The 26,847-nt window shown below is 65.2% G+C and carries 26 protein-coding genes and 1 pseudogene; 14 read left to right on the forward strand and 13 right to left on the reverse strand.

Going from position 1 to position 26,847, the window contains the following annotated elements:
- The 3 genes and pseudogenes from OC446_RS23265 to OC446_RS31110 all read left to right on the forward strand — a co-directional run.
- Nucleotides 1–221: aldehyde dehydrogenase family protein (locus tag OC446_RS23265; RefSeq protein ID WP_262031394.1), on the forward strand; the 221-nt coding region annotated here is incomplete at its 5' end.
- A 181-nt stretch (nt 222–402) separates the two neighbouring features.
- Complete coding sequence (locus OC446_RS23270; protein WP_262031395.1) at nt 403–834, forward strand: hypothetical protein; 432 nt, start codon at nt 403–405, stop codon at nt 832–834.
- A 138-nt stretch (nt 835–972) separates the two neighbouring features.
- Nucleotides 973–1,032 (forward strand): annotated as a pseudogene (locus OC446_RS31110) (hypothetical protein); the annotation flags it as partial.
- 251 nt (nt 1,033–1,283) lie between these two features.
- Here the strand turns inward: OC446_RS31110 and OC446_RS23280 are convergent.
- From OC446_RS23280 to OC446_RS23290, 3 genes are read right to left on the reverse strand one after another with little or no spacing between them, the layout of a single operon-like run.
- Nucleotides 1,284–1,757, reverse strand: coding sequence for a cupin domain-containing protein (locus OC446_RS23280; protein WP_262031396.1), 474 nt, complete (start codon nt 1,755–1,757; stop codon nt 1,284–1,286).
- Nucleotides 1,758–1,759: 2 nt separating this feature from the next.
- A complete protein-coding gene (locus OC446_RS23285) occupies nt 1,760–1,954 on the reverse strand; it encodes a hypothetical protein (RefSeq protein ID WP_262031397.1) in 195 nt (64 codons plus the stop codon).
- Nucleotides 1,951–2,625, reverse strand: a complete 675-nt coding sequence (locus OC446_RS23290) for a TetR/AcrR family transcriptional regulator (protein WP_262031398.1) — start codon at nt 2,623–2,625, stop codon at nt 1,951–1,953. The genes OC446_RS23285 and OC446_RS23290 overlap by 4 nt, the downstream gene beginning before the upstream one ends.
- A gap of 122 nt (nt 2,626–2,747) precedes the next feature.
- Here OC446_RS23290 and OC446_RS23295 point away from each other — a divergent pair, with 122 nt between their 5' ends.
- From OC446_RS23295 to OC446_RS23315, 5 genes are all read left to right on the forward strand, one after another.
- Nucleotides 2,748–3,899: an isobutyryl-CoA dehydrogenase gene (locus OC446_RS23295; protein WP_262031399.1), complete on the forward strand. Its 1,152-nt coding sequence runs from the start codon at nt 2,748–2,750 to the stop codon at nt 3,897–3,899.
- The gene (locus OC446_RS23300; protein ID WP_262031400.1) at nt 3,896–4,267 is read left to right on the forward strand and encodes a DUF5367 domain-containing protein; all 372 of its coding nucleotides are present in this window, start codon (nt 3,896–3,898) and stop codon (nt 4,265–4,267) included. The genes OC446_RS23295 and OC446_RS23300 overlap by 4 nt, the downstream gene beginning before the upstream one ends.
- 46 nt (nt 4,268–4,313) lie before the next feature.
- Nucleotides 4,314–5,204 carry a 3-hydroxyisobutyrate dehydrogenase gene (gene mmsB, locus OC446_RS23305; RefSeq protein ID WP_262031401.1) on the forward strand — a complete coding sequence of 297 codons (891 nt, stop codon included), beginning with the start codon at nt 4,314–4,316 and terminating at the stop codon, nt 5,202–5,204.
- 274 nt (nt 5,205–5,478) lie between these two features.
- Nucleotides 5,479–6,690, forward strand: a complete 1,212-nt coding sequence (locus OC446_RS23310; RefSeq protein ID WP_262031402.1) for a peptide ABC transporter permease — start codon at nt 5,479–5,481, stop codon at nt 6,688–6,690.
- A gap of 90 nt (nt 6,691–6,780) precedes the next feature.
- The gene (locus OC446_RS23315) at nt 6,781–7,950 is read left to right on the forward strand and encodes a M20 aminoacylase family protein (RefSeq protein WP_262031403.1); all 1,170 of its coding nucleotides are present in this window, start codon (nt 6,781–6,783) and stop codon (nt 7,948–7,950) included.
- Between the two features lie 60 nt (nt 7,951–8,010).
- Here the strand turns inward: OC446_RS23315 and OC446_RS23320 are convergent, their stop codons facing one another.
- Together OC446_RS23320 and ribA are read right to left on the reverse strand one after the other, a co-directional pair.
- Nucleotides 8,011–9,693, reverse strand: a complete 1,683-nt coding sequence (locus OC446_RS23320; protein ID WP_262031404.1) for an L-lactate permease — start codon at nt 9,691–9,693, stop codon at nt 8,011–8,013.
- Nucleotides 9,694–9,851: 158 nt separating this feature from the next.
- Nucleotides 9,852–10,964 (reverse strand): GTP cyclohydrolase II RibA, encoded by a 1,113-nt coding sequence (gene ribA, locus OC446_RS23325; RefSeq protein WP_262031405.1) that lies wholly within the window; start codon nt 10,962–10,964, stop codon nt 9,852–9,854.
- Nucleotides 10,965–11,220: 256 nt separating this feature from the next.
- Between ribA and OC446_RS23330 the strand changes: the two genes are divergently transcribed.
- Nucleotides 11,221–12,180: a hypothetical protein gene (locus OC446_RS23330; protein ID WP_262031406.1), complete on the forward strand. Its 960-nt coding sequence runs from the start codon at nt 11,221–11,223 to the stop codon at nt 12,178–12,180.
- Here OC446_RS23330 and OC446_RS23335 read toward each other — a convergent pair.
- Entirely contained in the window at nt 12,143–13,102 is a 960-nt protein-coding gene (locus tag OC446_RS23335; protein ID WP_262031407.1) for a DMT family transporter, read from the reverse strand. The two genes, OC446_RS23330 and OC446_RS23335, sit on opposite strands and share 38 nt — an antisense overlap.
- Before the next feature lie 391 nt (nt 13,103–13,493).
- Between OC446_RS23335 and OC446_RS23340 the strand changes: the two genes are divergently transcribed.
- Nucleotides 13,494–13,745, forward strand: coding sequence for a hypothetical protein (locus OC446_RS23340; protein WP_262031408.1), 252 nt, complete (start codon nt 13,494–13,496; stop codon nt 13,743–13,745).
- Between the two features lie 6 nt (nt 13,746–13,751).
- Here OC446_RS23340 and OC446_RS23345 read toward each other — a convergent pair whose 3' ends face one another.
- Nucleotides 13,752–15,530 carry an SLC13 family permease gene (locus OC446_RS23345; protein ID WP_262031409.1) on the reverse strand — a complete coding sequence of 593 codons (1,779 nt, stop codon included), beginning with the start codon at nt 15,528–15,530 and terminating at the stop codon, nt 13,752–13,754.
- Nucleotides 15,531–15,670: 140 nt separating this feature from the next.
- Nucleotides 15,671–16,135, reverse strand: coding sequence for a CAP domain-containing protein (locus OC446_RS23350; protein ID WP_262031410.1), 465 nt, complete (start codon nt 16,133–16,135; stop codon nt 15,671–15,673).
- A gap of 153 nt (nt 16,136–16,288) precedes the next feature.
- On the opposite strand from OC446_RS23350, the gene OC446_RS23355 reads away from it, so the two are divergent.
- The 3 genes from OC446_RS23355 to OC446_RS23365 all read left to right on the forward strand — a co-directional run bounded on the left by OC446_RS23355 (nt 16,289) and on the right by OC446_RS23365 (nt 20,752).
- The gene (locus tag OC446_RS23355) at nt 16,289–17,560 is read left to right on the forward strand and encodes an NAD(P)/FAD-dependent oxidoreductase (protein WP_262031411.1); all 1,272 of its coding nucleotides are present in this window, start codon (nt 16,289–16,291) and stop codon (nt 17,558–17,560) included.
- On the forward strand, nt 17,557–19,359 hold the full coding sequence (gene recQ / locus OC446_RS23360; protein WP_262031412.1) for a DNA helicase RecQ: 1,803 nt from the start codon (nt 17,557–17,559) through the stop codon (nt 19,357–19,359). The genes OC446_RS23355 and recQ overlap by 4 nt, the downstream gene beginning before the upstream one ends.
- Before the next feature lie 82 nt (nt 19,360–19,441).
- Nucleotides 19,442–20,752: a hypothetical protein gene (locus OC446_RS23365; protein WP_262031413.1), complete on the forward strand. Its 1,311-nt coding sequence runs from the start codon at nt 19,442–19,444 to the stop codon at nt 20,750–20,752.
- On the opposite strand, the gene OC446_RS23370 is transcribed toward OC446_RS23365, so the two are convergent.
- From OC446_RS23370 to OC446_RS23390, 5 genes are all read right to left on the reverse strand, one after another.
- Entirely contained in the window at nt 20,725–21,867 is a 1,143-nt protein-coding gene (locus tag OC446_RS23370; protein WP_262031414.1) for a Gfo/Idh/MocA family protein, read from the reverse strand. The genes OC446_RS23365 and OC446_RS23370 overlap by 28 nt on opposite strands.
- A gap of 69 nt (nt 21,868–21,936) precedes the next feature.
- Nucleotides 21,937–22,176: a hypothetical protein gene (locus OC446_RS23375; protein ID WP_262031415.1), complete on the reverse strand. Its 240-nt coding sequence runs from the start codon at nt 22,174–22,176 to the stop codon at nt 21,937–21,939.
- Between the two features lie 219 nt (nt 22,177–22,395).
- On the reverse strand, nt 22,396–23,181 hold the full coding sequence (locus OC446_RS23380; protein ID WP_262031416.1) for an ATP-binding cassette domain-containing protein: 786 nt from the start codon (nt 23,179–23,181) through the stop codon (nt 22,396–22,398).
- On the reverse strand, nt 23,181–24,323 hold the full coding sequence (locus OC446_RS23385; RefSeq protein ID WP_262031417.1) for an ABC transporter permease: 1,143 nt from the start codon (nt 24,321–24,323) through the stop codon (nt 23,181–23,183). Before OC446_RS23385 ends, OC446_RS23380 begins: the two co-directional genes overlap by 1 nt.
- A 71-nt stretch (nt 24,324–24,394) precedes the next feature.
- Entirely contained in the window at nt 24,395–25,336 is a 942-nt protein-coding gene (locus OC446_RS23390) for a sugar ABC transporter substrate-binding protein (protein WP_262031418.1), read from the reverse strand.
- A gap of 281 nt (nt 25,337–25,617) precedes the next feature.
- On the opposite strand from OC446_RS23390, the gene OC446_RS23395 reads away from it, so the two are divergent.
- Nucleotides 25,618–26,463, forward strand: a complete 846-nt coding sequence (locus OC446_RS23395; RefSeq protein WP_262031419.1) for a MurR/RpiR family transcriptional regulator — start codon at nt 25,618–25,620, stop codon at nt 26,461–26,463.
- Nucleotides 26,464–26,847 lie beyond the last annotated feature (384 nt).

Consider the following 26,847-nt stretch of genomic DNA (forward strand, 5'->3'; position numbering starts at 1 on the left):
TCGCCTCCAAGGTGAATGTGGGCATGGTCGGCATCAACGTGCCGATCCCGGTGCCGCTCGCCTATTACACCTTCGGCGGCTGGAAGGCCTCCGGCTTCGGCGACCTCAACCAGCACGGCCCGGACGCGGTGCGCTTCTACACCAAGACTAAGACGGTCACGTCCCGCTGGCCGTCCGGCATCAAGGAAGGCGCGGAATTCTCCATTCCGACGATGAAGTGAGGACGGCTTGACCCCCGCTTCGCGAAAAACTCTCGCCGCCGCTCTCACCCTGGGAGCGGCGGTTTTCGCATGGCCGGTGCAGGCGCTTCAATGTCCCCTCCCGCCCTATTCGCGAGACATTCCGGCCTCTAGACCAGCGTCTGAGCTCGCTTCCGATTATGCTCGGGAACGCGTTGCGGACATGCAATCGATCTTTATCGGCCGCGTTACTTCTGCCGAATACGTTCCCCTGGCAAGGCAAGGCGGCATCTTTGTCGTCACGTACGAAGTCTCTGAATGGTTGAAGGGTAACGGCGGATATTATGCAAAGGTCATCTGGTATCCAGCCATTCCCTGCGTGGACAACTGCCCAGTTGAAGAGACAATCCACAATCTGGAGGGCGATAAAACGATCGCGATCTTCTTCGTGGAGCCACTGAGCAGGAATTTTGAGCTTGCAGCAGGTCGGAGCGGGCGTTGGGACGGTGAGAACCGTCTCTGCGGGAACCCTTCCCCAATCGCGATTGCTAGGGAAATTTTGCCGACACGCGCGAGCGCTGAATACAATGAAGTTCTTTTCAGGAACGCGCTAAGATCCGAGATCGAGGCTCTAAAGAAAAGACCACCACCTTGATCCAGGCTCCTGGGATCTCGCTTCCGTGATTAGCAAAGAGTCGAACTACAGGACCGTCCAATAAGCGCTAAGATCGCGTCATGACCCAGTTCTCACTCACCGGAGACCAAATCGCCGTCCGCGACATGGCGCTCACGTTTGCTGCGGACAACCTCGCCCCCCCATGCCCTCGAATGGGACGAGAAGAAGCATTTTCCCGTGGACGTGATGCGGGAGGCGGCCGGCCTCGGCATGACGGCGATCTACACCCGCGACGGCGACGCCGCCCGTGACTTCGCCTCCAAGGTGAATGTGGGCATGGTCGGCATCAACGTGCCGATCCCGGTGCCACTCGCCTATTACACCATCGGCGGCTGGAAGGCGCGGAATTCTCCATTCCGACGATGAAGTAAGCAACAATAGGCAGCAAGAAGCGACAGCCGAGGATTGCACCCCGGCTGCCCGTAAAATCAGACGAGCATGGTGAACCCGTGTCGGGCGGCGGCCGTCATGACCCGCCCGATATCCTCCTCCGAAGGCGGTCCGGGAGGCGGCGCGACCGGGGTGCCGACATCCTTGAAGAAATCGATCATTCGGCGATCCGCAATGAGCATCATCCGAGCTTCCTCGTTGCTCGCATTGCGATAGCCGTGCGGCACACCCCCTGGCACTGTGAAGACATCGCCGGACTTGGCCTTGACCTCCAGGGGCCCTTTTTCCGTCTCGCACCAAAAAAGAATCGTGCCGTCGAGAACGCGCAGAATTTCCGGAGCGGGATGCATGTGCGGAGGCGTACCGCTTCCCGGCGGCACGGTGACATCGACGATATAGAGATCCTGATCCTCAAGATGCCCAATGATGGACACACGGTCGCTCAGCACCCAGATCGAATGGGCCTGCGTAATGCCGTGAAGAACGGCACGGCGGAGGGGTTTATCGGTCATTGTCAATCGTCTCCCTTCGCTAATGGTTCAATGAAAAGTCTATAGAGCCGCGTTTGTGAGAGGAACCGCATGACGCTTCGCAGTGGCGGCAGCGCCGGGTCCTCAGGCGTCGTGTCGTCCCTCAGGAGCTCGCGCCAGTTCGGGACCCGATGCTTCAGGTCGACGCGGTCTGCCATATCGAAATCGATGTGCTTCATAAGGATCGAATTCCTTTCGTCGATTCCGTATCCATGGCGTGCTTCTTTCGTTTGGCCTCGTTGATGAGGGTTCTGATCGCCCAGGAGACCGCTTCGCCGCCTTCGCGCCCGGAGAGCCCCCAATAATCCTTGAACGTCAGCCAGGCTGTGGCGCTGTAGAGCAGCTGGATTACAGCTTCGAGCTTGACGGCCTCCTCTGGGGACATGCCCGCCGTGACATCCGCAAGGCACGTCCTGAAGGCGGCGCGGCGTTCTTCGCCGGCGCGCAGCCGCATGGCATAGCCAGCCGCCGACAGGTGTGATGCACGGACGACGCCCGCGACGCTCTCCAGGGACTCGAACAGCTCGACTGGGCGGCAAACGAGGTCTTCCTCACTCCGAGGAAAGCCAGCGCCTGACGACGCGTTGATATGAAGCCAGAAAGCATCGATCAGCTCTTCCTTGGTAGCGAAGTAGCGAAAGATGGTGCGCCGGCTGATGCCAGCCGCACTCGCAACCTCGTCCAGCGAGAACGCATGCTCGGGATTCTGGTCGAGCAAAGCTCCCACGGCCGCCAGGATGCGCTGGCGGGTGGCATCGACCTGCTCCCTTCGGATGGCGCTTTCGTAGGTTCGGGTCTGCTGCCTAGTATTCATGTCACGATAGGTGACATGAATATGAGAATGACGCAAGGGCTTCCGCTTCTGATCTCATGACGATCGGAGGCACGAGACAGCCGGTCTTGGGAGTCCACAGCCCTCCTCCCGCCGAAAGTCGGCTTGCCCGCATGGCACTGCCGGGCCAGATATGGGGCATGACCCAGTTCTCTCTCACCGAAGACCAAATCGCCGTCCGCGACATGGCGCTCGCGTTTGCTGCGGACAACCTCGCCCCCCATGCCCTCGAATGGGACGAGAAGAAGCATTTTCCCGTGGACGTGATGCGGGAGGCGGCCGCCCTGGGCATGGCGGCGATCTATACCCGCGACGATGTGGGCGGATCGGGCATGACGCGGCTCGACGCGGCGCTCATCTTCGAGGCGCTGGCCACCGGCTGCCCGGCCGTATCGGCGTACCTGTCGATCCACAACATGGCGACCTGGATGATCGACCGCTACGGCTCGGAAGAGCAGCGCCAGCGCTACATCCCGCGCCTCGTCACCATGGAGCTGATCGCGAGCTATTGCCTGACCGAGCCGGGCTCGGGCTCGGACGCGGCGGCGCTCAAGACCCGGGCGGTGCGCGACGGCGATCATTACGTCGTCAACGGGGTGAAGCAGTTCATCTCGGGCGCGGGCACCTCGGACATCTACGTGACCATGGTGCGCACGGGCGAGGACGGCCCCTCGGGCATCTCGACCCTCGTGATCGAGAAGGACATGCCGGGCGTGTCTTTCGGCGCGCAGGAGAAGAAGATGGGCTGGAACGCGCAGCCCACCGCCGCCGTGATCTTCGAGGACGTACGCGTGCCCGTCGCCAACCGGCTTTCGGACGAGGGCCAGGGTTTCAAGATCGCCATGTCGGGCCTCGACGGCGGGCGCCTCAATATCGGCGCCTGCTCGCTCGGCGGCGCTCAAGCGGCGCTCGACAAGGCGCTCGCTTACGTGAACGACCGCAAGGCCTTCGGCCGGCGCATCGCGGATTTCCAGGCGCTTCAGTTCAAGCTCGCCGACATGGCGACGGAGCTCGAAGCGGCGCGCACCTTCCTCTGGCGCGCGGCCTCCGCGCTCGATGCGAAAGCGCTCGACGCCACGAAGCTCTGCGCCATGGCCAAGCGCATGGCGACCGATGTCGGCTTCCAGGTGGCGAACGACGCGCTGCAGCTTCATGGCGGCTACGGCTACCTCGCCGATTACGGCGTGGAGAAGATCGTGCGGGACTTGCGCGTTCATCAAATTCTTGAGGGCACCAACGAGATCATGAGGCTCATCGTGGCGCGTGATCTGGTGGGACGCGGGAATCGATGATCGTACGATCCCTCGGGCTCGGTTTCGGTCTGGCTGCCGTCATCTTCGCGCTGTTCCATGTCGCCGGCCCATGGTTCTTCCTCGAAGGACGCCGCCCGTTCCAGCTCAACTTCACCTTCGGAGGGGCGCTCGGCCTCATGCTCGGCCTGTCGGCCCCGGCGATCCTGCGCGTGCCGGCGAAAGCCGGGCTGCACGCCATGGCGCTCGTCGCCGTGCCCGGGATGCTGATCATGGCGGCCGTCGGGTCTCATTTCGCCGTATTCTTTCCGAGCCTGAACCCATCGCTCGACAAGGTCTTCGGTTCGCTCATGCTCTGGTTCTACGGGTTCGCCTTGGCGGGGTCGCTCTGGAGAGCGCGCGGCGCGTGAGGGCACGCCTCATCGCAAAATCTCACAACAAGACGGGAGGATTCTCATGACCACCATCGCGTTCATCGGCCTCGGCAACATGGGCGGCCCCATGGCGGCCAATCTCGTCAGGGCCGGGCACAAGGTCACCGGCTTCGACCTCTCGCCCGCCTCCTGCGATCAGGCGCGCCACGACGGAGCGAGCATCGCCGCCTCGACCATCGATGCGGTGAGGGATGCGGAGATCGTCGTCACCATGCTGCCCGCCGGCAAGCACGTGCTCTCGGTCTGGGCGGACATTCTCTCCTCCGTCAAGGAAGGCGCCCTGCTGATCGACTGCTCGACCGTCGACGTGGAGAGTGCCCGCAAGGCCCATGTGATGGCCCGCGAGCAGGGGCGCAACCTGGCGAGCCTCGACGCTCCGGTGTCGGGCGGCGTCGGCGGCGCCAAGGGCGCCACGCTCACCTTCATGGCGGGCGGCGCGAAAGACGCCTTCGACCGGGCCGAGCCGATCCTTGCGAGGATGGGCAAGAAGGTGGTCCATTGCGGCGAGGCCGGCGCGGGCCAGGCGGCGAAGATCTGCAACAACATGATTCTCGGCATTTCGATGATCGGCGTGGCGGAAGCCTTCGTGCTCGGCGAAAAGCTCGGCCTGTCGCATCAGGCGCTCTTCGACGTGGCCTCCACCTCGTCGGGGCAGTGCTGGTCGCTCACCACCTATTGCCCGGTGCCCGGTCCCGTGCCGGCCTCCCCGGCGAATAACGGCTACAAGCCGGGTTTCGCCGCGGCCCTGATGCTCAAGGACCTGAAGCTCGCCCAGGAGGCCGCCCTCGCGTCCGGCGCCTCGACCCCTCTGGGCGCCGAGGCGGCGCAGCTCTACGCCCTGTTCAACAATGCCGGGCATGAGGGCGACGATTTCTCGGGGATCATCAACTTCATCCGCGGGCAGCGGGACTGATCGAAACGGACGGAAAGGCCGAAGGGGATCCACGATCGGGCGCAACGCCATGGATCCCTTTGAAGGATCCCTTTCCCGCCATGCGTGCGCCGGGGACGCCCCCCACGTCATGTCCGGTCTCGCGCCGGCATCGGAGGCGGCGGCGAAGGAGGGCTATACCCCTCCTGGGGAAGAGACAATGGAAGGCGTGTGTTGCATCGCACCTACAGCTTTTCGCTTTCCCGTCCATTAGGCTTTCCGCTCCTGAATGCTCAAAAGTCGATCGCCTGTCCGCATGATCCGCCCCGTTGCCCAAGCGGCCAACCCTTCAGCCGATGCCGCCGCCATGCTGCGGCGCCTCGGCTTCGCGCTCCTGTTCTTCGCCGTTCCCCTGGCGGCCCTGTTCACGCGGCGCGCTCTCGTGGTCATGGCTCCCCTGGCGGTCATTCTCCTCGTCCTCGCCTCGGTGCTCGACGGCAGTGCCCGGAACGCCTGGGACAAGCTGGTCGCGCTCACCGCCTCCCCGGGCGGCATCGCGGGGCTCGTACTGCTCCTCTGGGCCGGGCTTTCCCTGGCCTGGACGCCCTTCCTGCCTCAGGCATCCGAGCGGCTTCTCAACATCATCGGCATGGCCCTCATGGGGCTGGGCGGATATCTCGCCATCCCTGAACGGATGCGCTCGGCCAACCTTTATCTCCTTCCCGTGGGCGTCGGCCTCGCGGCCGTGATCGCCATCGGCCTGACGCTGACCGGCGGCAGCCGCCTCGATCCAGGCGGCCTGAGTTTGGAGCGCGGCATGCTCATGCTGGTGCTGCTCGTCTGGCCCGCCGTTGCCTGGCTTCATTCCCGCGGGCGCAACCTGGAAGCCCTCGGTCTCGCGCTCGCCGTGGCCGTCTGCTCCCTCCTGACCCGCGACGGCCTGCCTCTCTATGGTCTGGCGGCCGGCGCCGCCGTGTTCGTCGTCACGGCCTGGAACCCGGTCCTCGGCGCCCGCCTGACCGGGTTCGCCATGGCGGGCCTGCTGCTGTTCGCGCCCGTCCTGCCGTTCCTCCTGAAGCCCCTGGCGACAGGTCTCCTCGGGGCGGGCTCGCCGACGGCGCTCGGCCTCGAGGCGTGGCGCCACATCGTTCTCGAGGAGCCGCAGCGGCTTCTGACCGGGCACGGCCTGGAGACGGCCCTGCGCGGACGCTTCGTCGGATTGCTGCCGCCGAACGCGCCGTCCACCCTGCTGTTCGAGGTTTGGTACGAGCTCGGCATCGTGGGCGCGGTGGCCGGCAGCGTCCTGCTGTATCAGGTCGTCGTCGGGGCGGAGAGCCATCGCGCCACCGTGGCGCCGAGCATCATGGCGGCGTTCGCCTGCACCTACGCCCTGGGCTGCCTCGGCATCGGCACCACGCAGGTCTGGTGGTTCACGGCGCTCCTGGTCCTGGTTCTGATCTTCGTCGCCATCGAGCGCGGGCAGTTCCGCACGAGCCGCCCCAAGGCCGTTTTGCGCCGCACAACGTAAGGACACCGTCTTCTTCTTAGGGAAGGATTGACGGAAGGGCATCGCCTCTGCTTGGCTGGCAGCTTCCGGATTCTTGACCCGAGGAACGACATGCCGATCATCAACCGCGTCGCCGATCTTACCGATGAAATCACTGCCTGGCGCCGCGACTTCCATGAAAACCCGGAGCTGCTGTTCGACGTGCATCGCACGGCCGGCATCGTGGCCGAGAAGCTGAAGAGCTTCGGCTGCGACGAGGTCGTGACCGGCCTCGGACAGACCGGGGTCGTCGGCGTGATCCGGGGCCGGACGAACAATTCCGGCAGGGTGATCGGCCTTCGCGCCGACATGGACGCGCTTCCCATCGAGGAGGCGACCGACGTTCCCCACAAGTCCAAGGTGCCGGGCAAGATGCATGCCTGCGGCCATGATGGCCACACGGCGATGCTGCTCGGGGCGGCGAAGTACCTGTCCGAGACGCGCAACTTCGACGGCACCGCAGTGGTGATCTTCCAGCCGGCCGAGGAAGGCGGCGGCGGCGCCAACGAAATGCTCAAGGACGGCCTGCTGGAGCGCTTCGGCGTGCATGAGGTCTACGGCATGCACAACATGCCGGGCATCCCCGTGGGCCAGTTCGCCATCCGGCCCGGCGCGATGATGGCCGCGGCCGACCGTTTCACGATCCAGATCGAAGGCAAGGGCGGCCACGCGGCGCGCCCGCACGATTGCATCGATCCGGTGGTCATCTCGGCCCACATCATCACGGCCCTGCAGACCATCGCGTCGCGCAGCGCCGACCCGCTCGATTCGGTGGTGGTTTCCGTCTGCACCGTGAAGGCGGGCGAAGCCTTCAACGTGATCCCCCAGACCGCGACCCTGCTCGGCACCGTGCGCACCCTCTCGCCTGAGGTGCGCGACCTTGCCGAGATCCGCATCCGCGCCATCGTGGACAACGTCTGCGCGGCCTTCGGGGCCAAGGCTGCGGTCGAGTACGACCGCGGCTATCCGGTGACCATGAACGACCCGGACAAGACGGAGTTCATGGCGAATGTCGCGCGTGCCGTCGCGGGCGAGAACGGCGTCGACACCACGGTGCTCCCGCTCATGGGCGCCGAGGATTTCTCCTACATGCTGGAGGAGCGCCCGGGCGCCTACATCTTCCTCGGCAACGGCGATACGGCAGGCGTCCACCACCCGGCCTACGACTTCAACGACGAGGCGAGCCCCTACGGCGTCTCGCTCTGGGCGAAGATCGTCGAAACCGGCATGCCGGCGCGCTGAATCCAGTCAGCGAGAACCGCCGCCGGAGAGATCCGGCGGCGGTTTTGTTTTGCCTGCCCCTCAGTGCAGGACCATGTTCGTGAACGGCGAGACATAGGCCTGCAGCATCACGAGTCCGCCGACCAGGCAGGCGAGCACGATGGAGTGCCAGAACACGAAGCGCAGAATGCTGCCCTCATGGCCGAACCAGTTCGTGGCCGTGGAGGCCACGACGATGGATTGCGCGTCGATCATCTTGCCCATCACGCCGCCGGACGAGTTCGCCGCCGCCATGAGGATGGGCGACAGTCCGAGCTGCTCCGACGTGATCTTCTGGAGACCGCCGAACAGCACGTTGGATGCGGTATCAGACCCCGTCAGCGCCACGCCCAGCCAGCCGAGCAGGGTGCCAAAGAACGGGTAGAGGATCCCGGTTCCGGCGAAGGCGAGGCCGAGCGTCGCGTCGACGCCCGAGAAGCGCGTCAGCGTGCCGATGGCGAGCATCGCCGCGATGGTGATGAGCGAGTAGCGCAGCACCCAGATCGTCTCGAACCAGGCCGTGACGAGCCGCAGGGGCGAGAAGCCCATGACGAAGCCCGCGATGATCGCCGCGATCAGCACGCCCGTGCCCGTATAGGACATGTAGGTGAAGGCGAAGACGGCGGGTTCCGCCGTCGGATTGGCCACGATGGGCGCAACCTTCTGCACCATGTTGTGCAGGCCCGGGACCGGGTAGTTCCAGGTGAAGATCGGATTGACGAGGGCCTTGAACCAGCCGGTGCCCCAGATGGCGACGATCACCGACAGGATGATCCACGGCACCCAGGCCCGGATGACCTCGTTGCGGCTCGCCTTCGGCGTCACGTTGGCCGTGCCGGCGCTCAATGGAGCCGGGCGGGTCATGGTGCTGGCCGAGATGTCGTGCGTGCGAAGCGCCGGGGAGGTCCAGACCTCTCTCGGACGCCAGATCCGCATGAAGCCGACGAGGCAGGCCATCGAGATCAGCGATGCCCCGATATCGACGATCCAGGGATTGATGTAGTTGGAGATGAGGAATTGCGGGATCGCGAAGGACACGGCGCAGACGAGGATCGCCGGCCAGACCTGGATCATGCCTCGGAAGCCCGCGAAGACCCAGATCAGCCAGAAGGGAACGATGACCGAGAAGAAGGGCAGCTGACGCCCGACCATCGCGCCGAGAACGTAAGGATCGAAGCCGGTGACCGAAGCCAGACCCTGGATCGGGGCGCCGAGGGCGCCATAGGCCACCGGGGCCGTGTTGGCGATGAGCGAGAGACCGGAGGCCGCGAGGGGCGAGAACCCAAGCCCGATGAGGATGGCGCCCGTCACGGCGACAGGCGTGCCGAACCCGCCCGCGCCCTCGAAGAAGGCCCCGAAGGAGAAGGCGACGAGAAGCAGCTGGAGGCGGCGATCCGTCGTGAGATCGCCGACGGATTGCTGAAGCGTCGCGAACCACCCTCTCTCCACCGTGAGCCGGTAAAGGAAGATGACGTTCAGGATGATCCAGCCGATCGGGAACATGCCGGTCGCGACCCCGAACAGGGCGGCGCGGGTGGCAAGCCCGGCCGGCATCGTGAACAGGAAGACGGAGACCGCGATCGCCGCGAGAAGCGCGATGACGGCGGCGATGTGAGCCTTCACCTTGCCGGACGCGATCATCGCTAAAAGCAGGACGACGGGAATGGCCGCCGCAATGGTCGACAACGTCGCGTTGCCGAATGGATTATAGACTTGGCTCCACATGAGCTTTCCCCTGTACCCGCCAGCACTGGCTGGCGCCCATGGCATGGCGGTCGGGCCGAAGGGGTCTTTCCGCCTCAGGGAGAAGCTAGGATATTGTTCTGCCGCGGCAATAGAACCGAAAGTTGGATCTTGTGAGGTATGGGGCGGCCACCGGCCGCTCAGTCCTTCTGCGAGCAGGCCAGCATGCCGTCGAGATCGATGTAGTGCCCAGCCCGGTCCCGCTTGGCCGCGAGATAGCTCACGTTCTCCGCGGTCGGGCGGCCGAGGACGCGGTGATCGGAAATAACCTCGAGCCCGGCCTGTGCCAGCGCACCGATCTTCTCGGGGTTGTTGGTCATGAGGCGAACCTTGCCGACGCCCAGTTCCTTGAGCATCACGGCGGCGAAGTCGAAGCGGCGCTGATCGGCCTCGAAGCCGAGCATCTCGTCGGCGTCGTAGGTGTCGTAGCCCTGCGACTGGAGCTTGTAGGCGCGGATCTTGTTGGCGAGGCCGTTCCCGCGCCCCTCCTGGTCGAGATAGAGCAGGATGCCTCCCTCGTGCGAGGCCATGAAGCGTACCGTCTCGCGCAGCTGGTCGCCGCAATCGCATTTGAGGCTGCCGAAGAGATCGCCCGTCAGGCACGCGGAATGGAGCCGGACAGTCACAGGCTTGGCGACATCCGGCTTGCCGACGATGATCGCCACCTGGTCGCGCAGGCCCTCGCCGCCGCGGAATACCACGAACTCGCTCGCAGGCGCGCCCTCCAGCGGCACCGGCGCCCGGCTGACGATCCTGAGATCGGCCGCCATGGCCCGGCGATAGTCCCGAACGGCCTCGCCGGACACGCGCACGAGGGAGGGATCGATCTCGATGCCCCTCGCCAGCGGCACGACGATCACAGCCGGCAGGACGAGAGACAGGCGGGCCAGCTCCAGGGCTTCCCCGTCCAGCTCGTCGGTCGGGCGCACCGGCGCGTCGATGCGGCCATCGACCCGCAGCGCCAGGGCTTCCACGCGGCCGCGCTCCACCACCGGCAGGGCGACGCGGCCAGGAACCTCCCGCTCGAGGCCGAGGCGGCGCAGTCTTGCGGCCGGCAGGACGAGATGGGCGCGACCGCCGGCCACCGCCTCGATCGCGGCGCATAGGGCCTCATCCAGATCCTCGACGCCGACAGCGAGCGCGCTCGCCTCCGATCCGTCGATGACGACGGGACGGGCGCTGCGAAACTCCATGATCGCCCGCTCGACGGAGGTCGTGGCGGGCGTGTCGGACAGGCTCAAGGTCAGGCGCATTCTCGAATACTCTGGCAAACAGCCTCAAATCTGGCGGGAGACGGAGGTCCTCAGGGCCAAAGGGCCCCTGAAGCCACGCTTCAGGACGGTTTTCACCCTATCACAGGCCTCCCACGATCCCTAATCCCATAGATGCGATGGCAGCCATGCCTAATCAACAGGCTCGCCTGCAAAGGCCTCTTGGCTCGACGGCAAAGTCGGAGCGCGCTATCTCTGGCGCTTCCCTGCGCTTCAGCTTCCGTAAAGACCATTGACGATGCCCCATTTCCTGTCCCGGCTTTTCGCCCTTGGATTCCTCGGCCTCGCCTCGACGGCGACCGCCGCCACACTCGATGGCTTGGCCGTCGACGTGACGAATACGAGCGAGCCGGTGCTCTGCGCCGAAAAGGACAATGTGGCGATCAATTTCGCCTCGCCGGAGGTGAAACATTTCCAGATCGAGGCCGTGCATCCGGCCTATCTCGGCTCTCTGCGCCAGGATCGCTGGGAGCCGGACTGGACGGCCTGCGAGGACATCTCAGCGGAAACCTCGGCCAAGCCGCACCCGACCATGTCGACCCTCTATGAGGACGGCGAACTGCGCATCATGGGCCTGTCCTTCACAGAGTTCTGGCGCCCGAGCGACGTCACGGTGACCATCGGCGACAAGGTCACACCGAAGATCCATCTCCTGCAGCTGCTCAAGAAGCGCGGCGACAAGGCCGCGGAGGTGCTCGTGATCTATCCCGGCGACGGCTATTGGCGCATCAAGCCGCTCCCGCCCGAGCACCTGGACTGGACCTCCTACGGCTCCTCCTTCCTCGTCGGCCCGGTGGAGTTCGACCAGCGGCCCGTGGTGAACCTGAAGGATGTCGCCTTCGACCCGAAGTCCATGACCTTCACGCTGACCCTGGCGAAGGGCGGCAAGGCGAGCGTCGTCGTCAAGGCCCTCAACGAGGAGCGCATGACCCTCGACGTCTCCTTGGATCAGGCGGTCTCCGGGCTGCCCTTCGCGGGGCTTCGCTCCATGTACGTGACCGAGTTCAACGCCGATGTGGCGCGCATCGCCGTGCGCGAGGAAAAGGCCCGCTCGTGGCGCGAGGAGCCGATCATGACCTTCCAGGGCGGCAAGGCGACCGATGCCTGGATGGGACGGCTCGTTCCCTCCCGCCACAACACCAGCGCGCCCGACATGATGTTCAACCGCTTCCGTGCGCAGCCGGGCGCCTCGCGCTGAACCGGGCGCCCAGCCTCGAGACAAGCCGTCCGTCGATCAGGATGAGCCCTGCCCCGATCAGGGCCATCCCGGCCATATGCCGGGGCGCCAGGGTCTCGCCGAGAACGAGCACGCCCAGCAGAATGGCGCTGACAGGGATGAGAAAGGTCACGAGGCCCACATTGGTGGCGCCCGCCCGCGCGAGCAGACGGAAGAACATCAGATAGGCGAAGGCTGTCGAGACCAGACCGAGGGCCACGAGGGACAGGATCGCTCCCGTGCTCGGCATCGCCAATGTCCAGGGCCGGTCGACGATCAGCGCGGCGGGCAGGAGAAGCGCGCTCGAAACCGTGACCTGGCCGGTCGCCGTGGCGAGCGGCGGGATCCCCATGGTTTTGAAGCGCCGTCCGAAGACCCCTGCAAATCCGTACGACAGGGCCGCACCGAGAACCGCGAGCTGCGCGAGGATGCCCGCATCCAATGACACGAAGGCCGCAGCCCCGATCATCACGGCGACGCCGGCGAACCCGACGATCACGCCCGCAAGCCGCTGGCCCGTCAGGCGCTCGTCGACCGTCAGATAATGCGCCACGATGACCGTGAAGAGCGGCGTGGTCGCGTTGAGAATGGACGCCAGGCCGCTGGCGATGTGGCCCTGGCTCCAGACGATGAGCGTGAACGGGATGACGTTGTTGAGGACCGACATGCCGAGAAAGGCGGCCCAGGCCTGACGTCCGCGCGGCAGCTCCACCTTCATAAGTCTGAGAACGAGGAGGAGCGCCGCGGCGGCCGTGACGACCCGCAGGGCCACGATGGTCAAGGGCGGCAGCTCGCGGACGGCCACTCCGATGAACAGGAACGAGCCGCCCCAGACGACGGAGAGCATCGCCAGCAGCGCCCAATCGGATGCATTCATCGTCTTCTGGATAGAGGCTTGTGCCATCGTGCCGTTCCCGCAAACCACGAACTGGAATGGCACATGCGGGTTCGTCGCGCGACCCGATTCCTGCGGCTAGGACAAGCCCGACTTTCTCCCTTGCTTCGGCGCGGCGGAAGCAGGGTCCCGTCTACTTCGGGACAGCAGGCACCATCTTCAAAAAATGTTATCCCGTTCGCGATCAAGCTCTCCATCACCCATAGTTATGTCATAATGTGACGATAGGGCATGAATCGAAACGGCAACCTGTCCGCTTTCAGACAATCCACAGCGAAAATCCCGGGCTGAGAAAGGTTTGGTTTACGATGCCGAAAAGTGCCTTCTCTCCTTTACCACTCCTTCACGGCTTCGGGGCGAACCTCGCGCTCGCAATCCAGTCCTGTGTAGCGCTTGAACCATGACCCAGCAGCTCTCCCGCGAACCGACCTACAGCGCGCGCTCTCAGACGGCGCGGTCGAGCTTCGCCGTGCTGCCCCATGATCCCCGGCCGGCCCGGACCGCCAGCTTCATCTTCGGCCGCTCGGATTCGCGCTACCGCCCCCTGCTCAACCAGGAGGAGCGGGACCGTCTGCATCTCTGGGCCATGATCGTCGCCCTGTCGTCGTCGGTGGCCGGCACGACCCTGCTGCTGACGGCCATCCTGCGCTGAACGATCTTATTGCAGCGGCCAGACCAGCATGATGAGCGGCACGCCGACCACCACCACCAGGATCGAGAGCGGCAGGCCCAGCCGCCAGTAATCGCCGAACCGATAGCCGCCCGGCCCCATCACCAGCGTGTTGCACTGGTGCCCGATGGGCGTGAGGAAATCGCAGGCCGCCCCGATGGCCACCGCCATGAGGAAGGCATCGGGCTTGAAGCCGAGCTGGGTGGCGAAGCTCGCCGCGATGGGGGCCATCACCAGCACCGTCGCGGCATTGTTGAGGAACGGCGTCACGGCCATGGCGGCCACCATGATGAGCACGAGCGCCCCGGTCGGCGGCAGCATGCTGGCGGTCGACGAGAGCCAGCCGGCGATCAGGTCCGTCCCGCCCGTGGTCCGGATCGACTCACTGACCGGGATCAGCGCCCCGAGCATGACGATGATGGGCCATTCGACGGTCTCATAGGCCTCGCGCAGGGTCAGTGATCCGAACAGCATGAGCAGCACGCCCGCGCCGAAGAACGCGATGGCGACCGGCAGGATGTTGAAGGCCACCAGAAGCATGGTGCCGATGAGGATCGCCGCCGGCAGGAGGCTTCTGCGCGCGCTGCCGAGGCGGATCTCCCGTTCCGCCAGCGGCAGGCAGCCGAGATCGCGGAGGGTGTCGGGAAGGCGCTTGAGGTTGCCCTGGAGCACGATGACGTCGCCCGGACGCAGCGAAATGGTGCGCAGCCGTTCCTTGAACCGTTCACCGCTGCGGCTGACCGCGATGAGATTGACGCCGAAGCGCTCGTAGAGCCCGAGACGCTCGGCCGAGAGGCCGCTCACGACGGAATTCGGCCCGACGATGGCCTCGATGACGCCGATCTCGTCCGTGGCCTCTTCCATCAAGGGCAGCCGGTGTTCGCGGCTCATCCTCAGGCCGGCGCGCGCGACGGCGCTCTCGAGCGCATCCGGCTCGCCCGCTAGCATCAGCACGTCGTTTTCCTGGATCCTGGCATCCGGAAGGGGTGAGGAACTGCGGGTCTCGTTGCGGATGATGGCCGCGACCTTCACCTCGCCATTGGCGAGCCTGTGCAGATCCGCCACCGTCTGCCCAACCACGTCGGACTCGAATGTGACGCGCGCCTCGGTCACGTAATCCTTGATGTCGAGCGCCGCATCGAGGGATGCGGCTCCCTTGCGGCCCTGCGGCAGCAGGCGGTAGCCGAAGGCCAGGAAGACAACCCCCGCAAGCGCGATGCCGACTCCGACCGGCGTGAAGTCGAACATGCCGAAAGGCTGGCCCAGAAGTTCCTGCCGCATCCGCGACACGATGATGTTGGGCGAGGTACCGACGAGGGTGACGATGCCGCCGAGAAGCGACCCGAAGGCCATCGGCATGAGGAAGCTCGACGGCGGCGTGTTCGTGCGCCGGGCGATCTGGAACGCCACGGGAATCATCATCGCCAGGGCGCCGATGTTCTTCACGAACGCCGACAGGACCGTCACCACGCCGACCAGCACGATGATCTGGATCTGCGTGGTGCGCAAATAAGGCCCGACCCGGTTGAGCCCGGCTTCTAGGATACCGGACCTCGCGACCGCGGCGCTCACCAGCAAAGCGCTCGCCACGATGACCACGATGTCGTCGCTGAAGCCTTCGAAAGCCTTGTCGGGCGGGACGATTCCGACGAGCACCGCCACCAGGAGCGACAGAACGGCGACGAGATCGTAGCGGAAGCGGCCCCAAACGAAGAGCGCCATCATCCCGGCGACGATGGCGAAGGAGAGCATCTGTTGATGGGTCATGAGGTACGCGAAGGAAAGGAATGTCTATCCTAACGCGTCAAGCCTCCGTTGGTGCCGGAGAGCGAGCGCACTCTCGGGAAAACAGAGAGGCGCATTTTTTCCTTCAACCCGGCGCCCACGCTCAGGGGAAACGCTCCGGCTTACTGCCCGAGAACGAGGGCCCAGTAGCGGCCATAACGGTTGTTCGCATCGGCGCGGGCGAGCCCGATCTTGCGGGCCTGGGGCATCAGGAGATTGCTGTCGTGGCCGGGCGAGGCCTTCCAGCGCCCGATGGCGCCGTCCACCGTGTCGGACCCGGCCGAAAGGTTCTCGGCCGAGTAGCCGATGACCCCGTAATCGTTCATGCGGCTGGCGAAGCTGCCGTGGCTGAGCCGGCCCGCCGCCGCCACCGCCCGGGCCTGATGCTCGGCCGCCTTGTTCAGGGTCGTGTCCACCGTCACCGGGCTCAGGCCCCTCGACATGCGATAGGCCGAGATCAGCCGGGCGGCCTCGGCGGCATCGCTCGTGGAACTCGCCAGGACGGTATCCTTGGGGGTGAGAGCCAGATCGCCCGCGCAGCCGGCCAGCCCCAGGGCCAAGAGGCCCGAGATGATGAGAGCACGCATCGATAAATCCCCTTCGGGCGGCGTTCAGGTGCCGCTCCCCTTGCAAAAAGGGCCTGTGGCGTTCATGTGCAGAAACCATGACCCCGATGACGCTGCATGCCATGTTGCAGCGCAAGGGTCCAGATTCCACACCCTCCCGCGTCAGCTGACCGCATGTCCTTAAAGCCCTCCTCTCCTGAAGTCGCCATCGTGGGCGGCGGCCCCGCCGGCCTGATCGCCGCGGAGGTTCTCGGCCGCGCGGGCCTCAAGGTCACCGTCTACGACCGGATGCCGTCCGTCGGGCGGAAGCTCCTCATGGCGGGACGGGGCGGCCTGAACCTCACCCATTCGGAAGAGTTCGAGCGCTTCCTCGCCCGCTACGCCGAGGCCCAGCCGCGATTGCGCCCTCTCATCGAGGCCTTCCGCCCCGAGGACCTGCGCGCCTGGTGCGAAGGCCTGGGCCAGGAAACCTTCGTGGGATCAAGCGGCCGCGTCTTCCCCAAGGCGTTCAAGGCCTCTCCCCTCCTGCGGGCCTGGCTGGCCCGGCTCGAGAATCTCGGAATCCGCTTCGCGCTCCGCCATCGCTGGCACGGCTGGGACGAGGACGGCCACCTGGTCTTCACCGGCCCGGCCGGCCAGCCGGTTCGAAGCAAGCCCGATGCCACCATCCTGGCGCTCGGCGGTGCGAGCTGGCCCCGGCTCGGCTCCGATGGAACCTGGGTGGAGTTTTTATCCGGGCGCGGCATCGCGGTCTCGCCCCTTCGCCCGGCCAATATGGGCTTCACCCTTCCCTGGTCGGAGGTCATGCGCAGCCGCTTCGAGGGCGAGCCCCTGAAGCGAATCGCCCTGACCTTCGAAGGAAGAACCGTGAAGGGCGAGGCCATCGTAACGGCGGACGGGATCGAAGGGGGCGCGGTCTATGCCCTTTCGGCCGTGCTCCGCGACGCCATCGAACGGTCGGGCCGGGCCATTCTGCACCTGGACCTGCGGCCCGACCTCAGCGAGGACGCCCTGGTAAAACGCCTCGGCGCCCCGCGGAAGGGCCAGTCGGCCTCCACGTTCCTGCGCAAGAGCGCCGGTCTCAGCCCCGTCGGGATCGCCCTGCTCCGGGAGGCGTCCCCTTCCCTGCCCTCCGAACCCGATGCCCTCGCTCGCCTGATCAAGGCCGTGCCCCTGACGCTGACCGGCACGAAATCCCTCGACCGGGCCATCTCCAGTGCCGGGGGCGTGCCATTCGCGGAACTGGACGACCACCTGATGCTCAAACGGATGCCGGGTGTCTTCGTGGCCGGCGAGATGCTCGACTGGGAAGCGCCCACCGGCGGATACCTGCTCCAGGCGACCTTCGCCACCGGCTTGGCCGCCGCAAGAGGGGTTCTGGCCGTCTTGCAGATTCCCGATGACGCATTGACCTTGAATCCGTCATCGGCCACACGGCATTCGTGATCGACCCCGCCAAGATTCTCCACGACGTTTTCGGCTTCCCCTCCTTCCGCGAAGGACAGGAGGAGATCGTGCGCGCGGTTCTGGCCGGCGAGGACGTTCTCGCCGTCATGCCGACCGGCGCGGGCAAGTCCCTGTGCTACCAGCTGCCGACGCTGGCCCGCGAGGGTCTGACCATCGTGGTCTCGCCCCTCATCGCCCTCATGCGCGACCAGGTGGCGGCGCTCCGCCATTTCGGCGTCGAGGCCGGAAGCCTCAACTCCGCCAACGACCAGAACGAGAACCGCCGCGTGGTCGACGCGGTGCGCGAGGGGCGCATGCGCCTCCTTTACGCCTCGCCGGAGCGGCTGGCGAATACCGGCACGACCGAGTGGCTGGCGCGGGCCGGCGTGAACATGCTCGCCATCGACGAGGCCCATTGCGTCTCGCAATGGGGCCACGACTTCCGGCCGGAATACGCCATGCTGGGCGAGGTGCGCCAGCGGCTGGGCAACGTGCAGACCATCGCGCTCACCGCGACCGCCGACGTGGCGACCCGCGGCGACATCATGCATCGCCTGTTCGAGGAGGAGCCACGCCTCTTCATCCATGGCTTCGATCGGCCGAACCTGCGCCTGGCCATGCAGGCCAAGGAGCATTCGCGGCGCCAGCTCTTCTCCTTCCTCGACAAGCACCGGCACGAGAGCGGCATCGTCTATTGCTCGTCCCGCGATGCCACTGAGCGGCTCGCCGATTCCTTGAGCCAGGCCGGCTATCGCGCCCTGCCCTATCACGCGGGCATGCCTCAAGGAGACCGCGCCAAGAACCAGGACATCTTCCTGCAGGAGGACGGGGTCGTGATGGTGGCGACCGTCGCCTTCGGCATGGGCATCGACAAGCCCGACGTGCGCTTCGTCGCCCACGCGGCCCTGCCGAAATCCATCGAGGCCTATTACCAGGAGATCGGCCGCGCGGGCCGCGACGGCGCACCCGCCGACACGCTCACCCTCTACGGCCTCGACGACATGCGCCTGCGCCGCCTGCAGATCGAACAGAGCGATGCATCCGACGAGCAGAAGCGCGTGGAGCGCCAGCGGCTCAATGCGCTCGTCGCCCTGTGCGAGGCGCCGCGCTGCCGCCGCCAGACCCTGCTGGCCTATTTCGGGGAGAGCGCGGAGCCGTGCGGGAACTGCGACCTGTGCATCGACGGCGTCATGTCCTTCGACGGCACCATCGAGGCGCAGAAGCTCCTCTCCGCCATCGTGCGCACCGGAGAGCGTTTCGGCACCGAGCACCTCATCAGCATCCTCGTGGGCGAGGAGACCGATTCCATCCGCCGCTTCGGCCATGACAAGCTGAAGACCTTCGGCGTGGGCAACGACCGCTCGAAGACCGAATGGCGCTCGCTCCTGCGCCAGATCTACGCCGCCGGACTCGTGGGCCTGGAGCTGGCGGAATACGGCCGCTGGACGCTGACCGACAAGGGCGTCGCCGTTCTCAAGGGCCAGGAGCGGATCGAGCTGCGCTCCGACGTGCTCATGAAGCCCGCCGAGCGCCGCCGCCGGCGCAGCCGGATGGAAGCGGAATCCGTGGTGCCGTCCGACGATCCGCTGCTCCTCGACCTGAAGGGCCTGCGTACGCGCCTCGCCAAGGAAGAGGGCGTGCCGGCCTACGTGATCTTCTCCGACCGCAGCCTCATCGACATGGCGGCCAAGCGCCCGACCACCGTGCGCGCCTTCGGCGAAGTCCACGGCGTGGGGCAGGCCAAGCTCGACCGCTACGCGGATGCGTTCCTCGCAGTGCTGAAGGCGCACGCCGCCTGACCTTGATCCTTGAGATCAGCCCTTAGGGAAACTTGCCTCTCGAGAGGCTTGTGCTCTACTGCGTCGCCGACGGAGGAAGTCGATGGCACGCCGGATCTGCGCTTTCTTGCCGCTGGTCACCTGCATAAGTTCCGTGGCTCTCGCCGAGCCCACCATCTACAGGGGCACGCTCGGCAAGCACGATATCGTCGTCGAGTTATCCGACGACATCACCTCAGCCGGGGAGCCGGTGGCCGGCCGCTACTTCTATCCCGCGCAAGGGGTGGACATACCGCTCGATCCCGTTTCCACGAACTCGGGCAAAGCCGTTCTGGATGAGGAAAAAGCCTGCAATCGCAAGATCTGCACGTATCCGGGAGGAGAGGAAAAGACCAAGGCTCCCGTTGAAGCACGCTGGCATCTCACCGCCGCTCCGAATGGCGCGCTCGAGGGGTCCTGGCAACGCAAGGGAGCCTCACCCCTTCCCATCAGGCTTGATAGAATTGCGACCCGCGCCAAGGGGGAGCTTTTCTCAGCAACGCCCGAAGGATTGGCCGACATCCTCATCACGCTGCTTCACACGGACGACAAGCCCCTGGACCCGGCCGTTTCGCCCTATGACATCCTGAAGATGCAGGTGAGGCTTCAGGAAGGACCGGAAACGATGTGGGGGGACGTGGCATTTCGCTTCGTAGTGGACCCCCGCACGAAAGTCGCCTTTCCGCGGATCACGCGGCTGGAATCACCGATCGATACCGATCACCCGGCAAACCTGTATCTACAAAGCCAACATTGGCGTTGGAACCTGGACGCCCTGTCCTGCAAGGCGAAGCAATATGCAGGCCTGGGGTGGACCAACATATACCCGGCGGAGAGCGGCCCGGATCTGGGCGGTATCGACGAACTAACAATCCAGGTTGAATATCTCTCGCCCGCCATCATGAGCTGGTCGGAGACCGGCAGCATCTTCTGCGGCGGCGCCCATCCAAGCCATATTGCAAACGCGGTTACGCTCGATGTAAAGCGCGGGGAACGGTTCGATGTCAGCCGGATCTTCCGCAGCTGGGTGCCAAGCTCCATTGGCGACAACAAAAGAGTCGATCTTGCTCAGGCCCGCGCCAACCCCAACGCCTACAGCTGGGGGCCGGACAATGAGTTCAGAGCCTTCCTGCTCAAGCGCGCGAAGGAAAAGGGAAACGACCTTCCCGGTGAGTGCGAACTCGGGGACGTGATCAAGGATCATCTGGAGGTCTCGTTCAAGCAGGGCGACCAAGCTGTCTTTGCTCTTAATGGATTACCCCACGCCATCAGCGGAGTCTGCCAGGGGGCGTTCCTCGAAGCCCCCCTTCGTGATTTCCGGGATTTCCTGACACCCGAAGCCGTCGATTATTTTCCGTCCCTAAGGGCCCCTTGAGCCGGAACCTCGATCCAGCGTCCCTCATGAGCGCTTGTCGCCATGGCGTCCACCGTGCGTTCGATGCGGATGCCGTCCTCGAACTCGATCAGATGCGCCCGCTCGCCGGCAATGCGCCGCAGTAACTCGCGGCACTCGATGATCTTCAGGTCGTTGAAGCCGAGACCGTGGCCGGGCGCGGGAATGAACTTGTCGTAAGGTGGATGCTGCGGCCCGGCGAGGATGGTGCGGAAGCCTTGGCAATCCCGCGATCCACCCACCGTGTAGAGCTGCACCTCGTTCATGCGCTCCTGGTCGAAGACGATGGTGCCCTTGGAGCCGAAAATCTGCACGAAGATGCGCCCCTTGCGGCCCCAGGCGGAGCGATTGACGGCTAGCAATCCCGACGCACCGCTCTCCAGCTCCATCAGGACCGTTGCAATGTCATAGGTCTCCACCGCGCGGCGACCACCGCCCTGCACCGGGCGGTCGGCATAAGGCTTCGCCATGTGGCCGCACACCCGCCGCACGCCGCCCACGAGCGTCCAGAGCAGACTCAAAGGATGGACGGCGAAATCGTCGAGAGCGCCATGTCCCGAAGAGGCTTCGCTTTTCCAGTAGAAAAGCTCATCCGGGTCGGCCATGAAGTCCTCGTCCATCTCGACACGCAGATGATTGACATCACCGATCTGCCCCTCGTCCAGGATGCGGCGGATCAGGCGCATGACCGGGTTCTGGATATAATTGTAGCCGAGCGCCGCGACCTTGCCCGAGGCACGGGCGGCAACGAGCATCCGCTCCGCATCGGGCAGCCTCGTCGCCATCGGCTTCTCGCACCAGACATGCTTGCCCGCTTCGAGGGCCGCAATCGCCATCTCGGGATGGAAAGCGTTGGGCGTGGTGATCGACACCACGTCGATTGACGGATCCGTCACGAGGGAGCGCCAGTCGCCGGTCGCGCGGGCAAAGCCGAGTTCCTGGGCTTTGCGCTCCGCGAGTTCCTGCGACGCTTCGGCCAGAACGGCCAAGCGTGGGCGCGGAACGTCACCGAAGACGGCAGCAACGGCGTTCCAGGCGAGCGCGTGGCACTTGCCCATATAGCCTGTGCCGATGAGGCCGATGCCGAGAGACTGCATCCCGTTCTCCTCGCAGGTCTGTGTTTGGTGCTGCACTGCTCTAAGAGCGACTACTTCGCCATCGAAACTTCATACATTCACGCGCTTATAGGCTCTGGCCAGACTCAGCATCATGCGGGACAGACAAGCCAAAGCGAGAATGACGGATGCTCCCCAGACAAACACCAAAGGTAACAGGACCGGGATCGATAGAATGTCCATGATCACATATGCGGCTTCCGTCCAAATCGTGGCCCATGTCAGAAGGTTGCCCAGAAATTGCCCGAACCAGGAGTGCCCACACTCGACATAGGAAATCATATCGGCCATTCGAACGCAGCCCTGGTAGTCCGCTCTCCATGTCATATAAGGCAAGGAGCGCGTGAATAGATTCGTCACTCCTAAAGCGAACAGCCACCACAAGAGGGAAGCGATCTCCGCTATGCGTAGAAACACCTTCATTGGGTCAATCGCTCAGACTTCATCCAGCTCTCACCACGTCATCGCCGGCCTTGTGCCGGTGATCTCGATTGCTTGAGGTGCTGCGCTTCACACCATCCCGCCGAGTTCCTCCGAGACCGCCTGCAGTTCCTTGCCGCCGGCCATGAGGTTCTGCAGCTCCTCGATCTGGATCTCCAACTTGGCATAGGTGCCCAACGTCTTGCCACGGTTGAGCACCGTGAAGCGGTCGCCCACCGCGTAGGCGTGGCGCACATTGTGCGTGATGAAGATCACGCCGAGACCCTTCTGCCGGACCTGGTGGATGTATTTCAGCACCATGGAGGTCTGCGCCACGCCGAGCGCGGAGGTCGGCTCGTCGAGGATCAGCACCTTGGCGCCGAAATAGACCGCGCGGGCGATCGCCACGCATTGCCGCTCGCCGCCGGAGAGCGTGCCGACCGCCTGATGCGGATCGCGCACGTCGATGCCGATCCTGTGCATCTCCTCCCGCGTGACCTCGTCGCAATGGGCGAAATCCACGTTGCGGAAGGGCCAGATGCCCTTCACGGGCTCGCGGCCCATGAAGAAGTTGCGCGTGACCGACATGAGCGGGATCATCGCGAGATCCTGGTACACGGTCGCGATGCCCGCATCGAGCGCGTCGCGCGGGCTCGCGAAGGCCACCGACTGGCCCTCGACGAAGAATTCGCCCGAAGTCGGCCGGTGCACGCCGGCCAGCGTCTTGATCAGCGTCGATTTGCCGGCACCGTTGTCCCCGAGCAGGCACATGACCTCACCGCGACGGACCGTGAGCGAGACGCCGGAGAGCGCGATGACCGAGCCGAAATGCTTGACGAGGTTGCGGATGTCGATGAGCGGCGTTTCGTTGTCCATCAGCGTTCTCCCGTCACCTTGCGCCGGATGAAGTTGTTGAACAGCACGGCGAGCAGCAGCATGGCGCCCAGGAAGACCTGGAACCAGTCGGAGTCGAACCGCGTGTAGGTGAGCCCGATGGACACCATGCCGAAGATGATGGCGCCGAAGAACGCCCCGATGGCCGAGCCGTAGCCGCCGGTGAGCAGGCAGCCGCCGATCACCGCCGCGATGATGGCCTCGAATTCCTTCTGGAAGCCGCGCCGCGCATCGGTCGAGCCCGCATCGAGCACCGTCAGGATGGCCACCAGCGCCGCCGCGCAGGCGGTGAGCATGAACAGCCCGGTCTTCACCCGATCCACCGGTACGCCGGAATTGCGCGCCGCGTTGGCGTCGCCGCCCGCCGCGAAGATCCAGTTGCCGGCGCGCGTGCGCAGGAGAAGCCATGTGGCGACGAGCGCGAAGAGGATGAACCACACGATCGAGACCGGCATGCCCGTCACGGTCGGCGTACCGTTCGGGAATTTGGCGATGACGTCGTGCGCCGCGAGCCACGAGAACACGCCCTCGAAAGCTACCCCTGAGAAGAGCTCGCGCACGAGGCTCTCGCCCGCCTGATCGCCGATGCCGCGCATCTGCGTCGAGCCGCCGGTGGCCCATTTCAGCCCGACGAGCGAGAGACCGCGCAGGATGAACAGGAAGGCGAGCGTGACGATGAACGACGGCAGCCGTGTGCGGATCACCATCTGGCCGTTCAGCCCGCCGAGCACCGCCGCCACGACGAAGGTCCCGGCGATGGCGAGCAGCAGCGGCCAGCCGCTGATCGTGATGAAGGCGCCGAAGACCAGGCCCGTGAAGGCCACCATGGAGCCGATGGAGAGATCGAACTCGCCGCCGATCATCAGCAGGGCCGCCGCGATGGCGAGAACGCCGAGCTGGGCCGCGGGCGAGAGGATGTTCATGATGCCCGCCAGCGTGAACATGGACGCATCGGCGGTGGAGAGAAAGAAGATCGTCACGAGGACGAGCCCGGCGAGAGCCCCGAGCTCCGGACGCCGCATGATCTTGGTGAGGAGGGAGACCTCCCGCAGGCGCTCGTCCTGAATCTTCTCGACGACGGGAGCCGGAGACAGATCTGCGGTCGGCTGGGTGGTGTTCACCATGGGAGCCTCCCCGGATGAATACATGAAAAGAAAGCCCGCGACCGGCACGGCCGCGGGCTTCGATGACGATCTTAGCGAATGCCCTTGGCGGACAGATCGATCACTTGGGCAGCCTTCTCCTTTGTGATCAGGTTCGGGCCCGAGGCCACGTCGCCGCCCGGCATGAGGCCGTACTTGGCGTAGTTGGCCAGGAACACGACCGGCAGGTAGCCCTGCAGGTATTGCTGCTGGTCGATGGCGAAGACCGCCTCGCCGGCAGCCACGGCTTTAAGGAAGCCGGCCGACAGATCGAAGGTCGCCACGCGAACGGCGCCCGTCTTGCCCGCATCTTTCACGGCCGCGACCGTCGGCTCGCCCGCCGTGCCGGCACCGAGCGCCAGGATCGTGTCGACAGAGGCATCCGCCGCTACGGCGGCCTTCACCTTGGCGCGCACGTCCGCCGGATCATTCGTGACCGGCAGCACCGTCACCTTGCCGCCGAAGCCTTCCGTGAAGCCCTTGCAGCGCAGGTCGAGCGACACGTTACCGACCTCCTGGTTCACGCACAGGCCGACCTTGCCGCCCATTTCCTTGAGCTTGGCGCCGGCGATGCGCCCGGCCTCCACTTCGTCCTGGCCCACATGGAGCAGCGCTCCGAGCTTCTTCGACACGTCCGAGCCGGAATTCATGGAGATCACAGGAATGCCGGCGGCCACCGCCTTCTGGATCGACGGGCCGAGCGCCGAGGCATCGGGGATCGAAACGATCAGGCCGGCCGGCTTCTGGTTCACAGCCGCGTCGATGAGCTGGCTCATGGCGACCATGTCGAAGGTTTCGGGCGCCCGGTAATCGACCTGGACCTTCATGTCCTGGCCGCCTGCCGCCACGCCGTTCTTGACCACCGACCAGAACGGATCGTTGGCCTGCCCGTGGCTGACGACGATGATGCGGGTATTCTGCTGCGCCGAGACCGGAGCGGCGGTGGCAAGGGTCAGGGCCGCTGCTGCGGCCAGACCGGTAACAAACGCTTTCATGCTCTTCCTCCCAGATGATTCTCCTGCGCGCGTCGCAACGCCTGTGCGCTGCGGCGGACGCCGCGGCCTTGCCGCTTGCCTCAAAGGGCAGAGAGAAAACAAATGAGCCGAAGGGCGAATCACCGTCCGTACAGCGTTCCCTCTGCCGATCCGATCGTCCGCCTTACTAAACGGAACGTCAGAACCTTTTTGTTTCTATATTGGAATTTTTATTCCATTTTTGTAGGATCGGGTCAAGGCCGATCTGATGTCTGAGGCCGGCAGTGGAGACAGAGGACAGCATGGGCAGCGCGGAAGCGGTCGCGACGGACATTCCCGAGGACTTCGACGGCCTCCGCACGCTCCTGCTCAGCCGCCGCGAGGCGATGCCGAAGCGGTTGAAGCAGATCGCAGCCTTCGCGCTCGAGCATCCCGAGGACATGGCGTTCGGCACGGTGGCGGGAATCGCCGAGCATGCCGGAGTCCAGCCCTCGACTCTCGTGCGCTTCGCCAAGAGCCTTGGCTATGACGGCTTCTCCCACCTGCAGCAGATTTTCCGCGACCGCCTGCGGGAGCGCTTCCCGGATTACCGCGAGCGCCTGCGCGGCCTGCGCGACTCGGAGGGGCATCACGTTCATGCGGCATCCCTGCTCGAGGGCTTCACCCATGCGGCGGCCATTTCCCTGGAGCGGATGCAGGCTTCGGTGAGACCCGAGGAATTGTCCCGCGCCATCGAGACGCTGGCCAAGGCCGACACCATCTATCTCCTCGGCGCCCGCCGGGTCTTCCCGGTCATCGCCTATTGCGCCTATGCCTTCGGCAAGCTCGGCGTGCGCGCCATCCTCATCGACCATGTGGGCCAGCTCGGCCCCGAGCAGCTCGCCATCGCGTCCAAGCGCGACGCGGTGCTGGCCATCAGCTTCACGCCCTACGCGCCCGTGACGGCCGACCTCGCGGCGGCGGCTGCGCAACGCGACGTTCCGGTTGTAGCCATCACCGATTCGGCCTTCAGCCCCCTGGTGACGAATGCCGATGTCTGGCTCGAAGTCGCGGAGGCCGATTTCGGCGCCTTCCGGTCGCTCTCCGCTTCATTCGCGCTGGCGATGGCGCTGGCAGTGGGCACGGCGGAGAAGCGGGCCGAGGGTTAGCGAGGCCCTTTCGCCGACGCGCTTGGAAGAGTGCCCCCGGCGTCATTCCCGGAAGGACGTGTCAGCGGAGGTGAAGGGAATCCACTTTAGCCCTTTGATCGTGGATCACCCTCCCTCGCCGGAGACGACACCCGCTCACGTTACAACCGGGACGACGCACTTCCCGTCATGGCCGGGCTTGACCCGGCCATCCACGCTTAGGAGCCGCATCGCTGCAAAGACGTGGGTGGCCGCAACAGGTGCGGCCATGACGTCGGGGGATAGGCGGCGCAGCGTTATGTTCTTACTTTGTTCTTGACATCTGGTGCAACCTTAGCTATATCATTGCACAGCCTGATCCGACGAGGGGCGCGCTTCGCGAGGCGTCGCAAGTTGTGGGAGCAG

The organism is Microvirga sp. Mcv34, from assembly GCF_024519725.1.
Lineage (GTDB): Bacteria > Pseudomonadota > Alphaproteobacteria > Rhizobiales > Beijerinckiaceae > Microvirga.

Bases quoted from the DNA above. Each gene is read 5' to 3' on its own strand.
- OC446_RS23315 (WP_262031403.1), top strand. From the start codon at position 6,781: ATGCCGATCATCAACCGCGTCGCCGATCTTACCGATGAAATCACTGCC.
- OC446_RS23270 (WP_262031395.1), top strand. From the start codon at position 403: ATGCAATCGATCTTTATCGGCCGCGTTACTTCTGCCGAATACGTTCCC.
- OC446_RS23295 (WP_262031399.1), top strand. From the start codon at position 2,748: ATGACCCAGTTCTCTCTCACCGAAGACCAAATCGCCGTCCGCGACATG.
- OC446_RS23395 (WP_262031419.1), top strand. From the start codon at position 25,618: ATGGGCAGCGCGGAAGCGGTCGCGACGGACATTCCCGAGGACTTCGAC.
- OC446_RS23375 (WP_262031415.1), bottom strand. From the start codon at position 22,176: ATGGCCGATATGATTTCCTATGTCGAGTGTGGGCACTCCTGGTTCGGG.
- OC446_RS23385 (WP_262031417.1), bottom strand. From the start codon at position 24,323: ATGGTGAACACCACCCAGCCGACCGCAGATCTGTCTCCGGCTCCCGTC.
- mmsB (WP_262031401.1), top strand. From the start codon at position 4,314: ATGACCACCATCGCGTTCATCGGCCTCGGCAACATGGGCGGCCCCATG.
- OC446_RS23390 (WP_262031418.1), bottom strand. From the start codon at position 25,336: ATGAAAGCGTTTGTTACCGGTCTGGCCGCAGCAGCGGCCCTGACCCTT.
- OC446_RS23330 (WP_262031406.1), top strand. From the start codon at position 11,221: ATGCCCCATTTCCTGTCCCGGCTTTTCGCCCTTGGATTCCTCGGCCTC.
- OC446_RS23355 (WP_262031411.1), top strand. From the start codon at position 16,289: ATGTCCTTAAAGCCCTCCTCTCCTGAAGTCGCCATCGTGGGCGGCGGC.
- OC446_RS23280 (WP_262031396.1), bottom strand. From the start codon at position 1,757: ATGACCGATAAACCCCTCCGCCGTGCCGTTCTTCACGGCATTACGCAG.
- OC446_RS23380 (WP_262031416.1), bottom strand. From the start codon at position 23,181: ATGGACAACGAAACGCCGCTCATCGACATCCGCAACCTCGTCAAGCAT.
- OC446_RS23300 (WP_262031400.1), top strand. From the start codon at position 3,896: ATGATCGTACGATCCCTCGGGCTCGGTTTCGGTCTGGCTGCCGTCATC.
- OC446_RS23285 (WP_262031397.1), bottom strand. From the start codon at position 1,954: ATGAAGCACATCGATTTCGATATGGCAGACCGCGTCGACCTGAAGCAT.
- OC446_RS23310 (WP_262031402.1), top strand. From the start codon at position 5,479: ATGATCCGCCCCGTTGCCCAAGCGGCCAACCCTTCAGCCGATGCCGCC.
- OC446_RS23335 (WP_262031407.1), bottom strand. From the start codon at position 13,102: ATGGCACAAGCCTCTATCCAGAAGACGATGAATGCATCCGATTGGGCG.
- OC446_RS23370 (WP_262031414.1), bottom strand. From the start codon at position 21,867: ATGCAGTCTCTCGGCATCGGCCTCATCGGCACAGGCTATATGGGCAAG.
- OC446_RS23345 (WP_262031409.1), bottom strand. From the start codon at position 15,530: ATGACCCATCAACAGATGCTCTCCTTCGCCATCGTCGCCGGGATGATG.
- OC446_RS23340 (WP_262031408.1), top strand. From the start codon at position 13,494: ATGACCCAGCAGCTCTCCCGCGAACCGACCTACAGCGCGCGCTCTCAG.
- ribA (WP_262031405.1), bottom strand. From the start codon at position 10,964: ATGCGCCTGACCTTGAGCCTGTCCGACACGCCCGCCACGACCTCCGTC.
- OC446_RS23350 (WP_262031410.1), bottom strand. From the start codon at position 16,135: ATGCGTGCTCTCATCATCTCGGGCCTCTTGGCCCTGGGGCTGGCCGGC.
- OC446_RS23320 (WP_262031404.1), bottom strand. From the start codon at position 9,693: ATGTGGAGCCAAGTCTATAATCCATTCGGCAACGCGACGTTGTCGACC.
- OC446_RS23365 (WP_262031413.1), top strand. From the start codon at position 19,442: ATGGCACGCCGGATCTGCGCTTTCTTGCCGCTGGTCACCTGCATAAGT.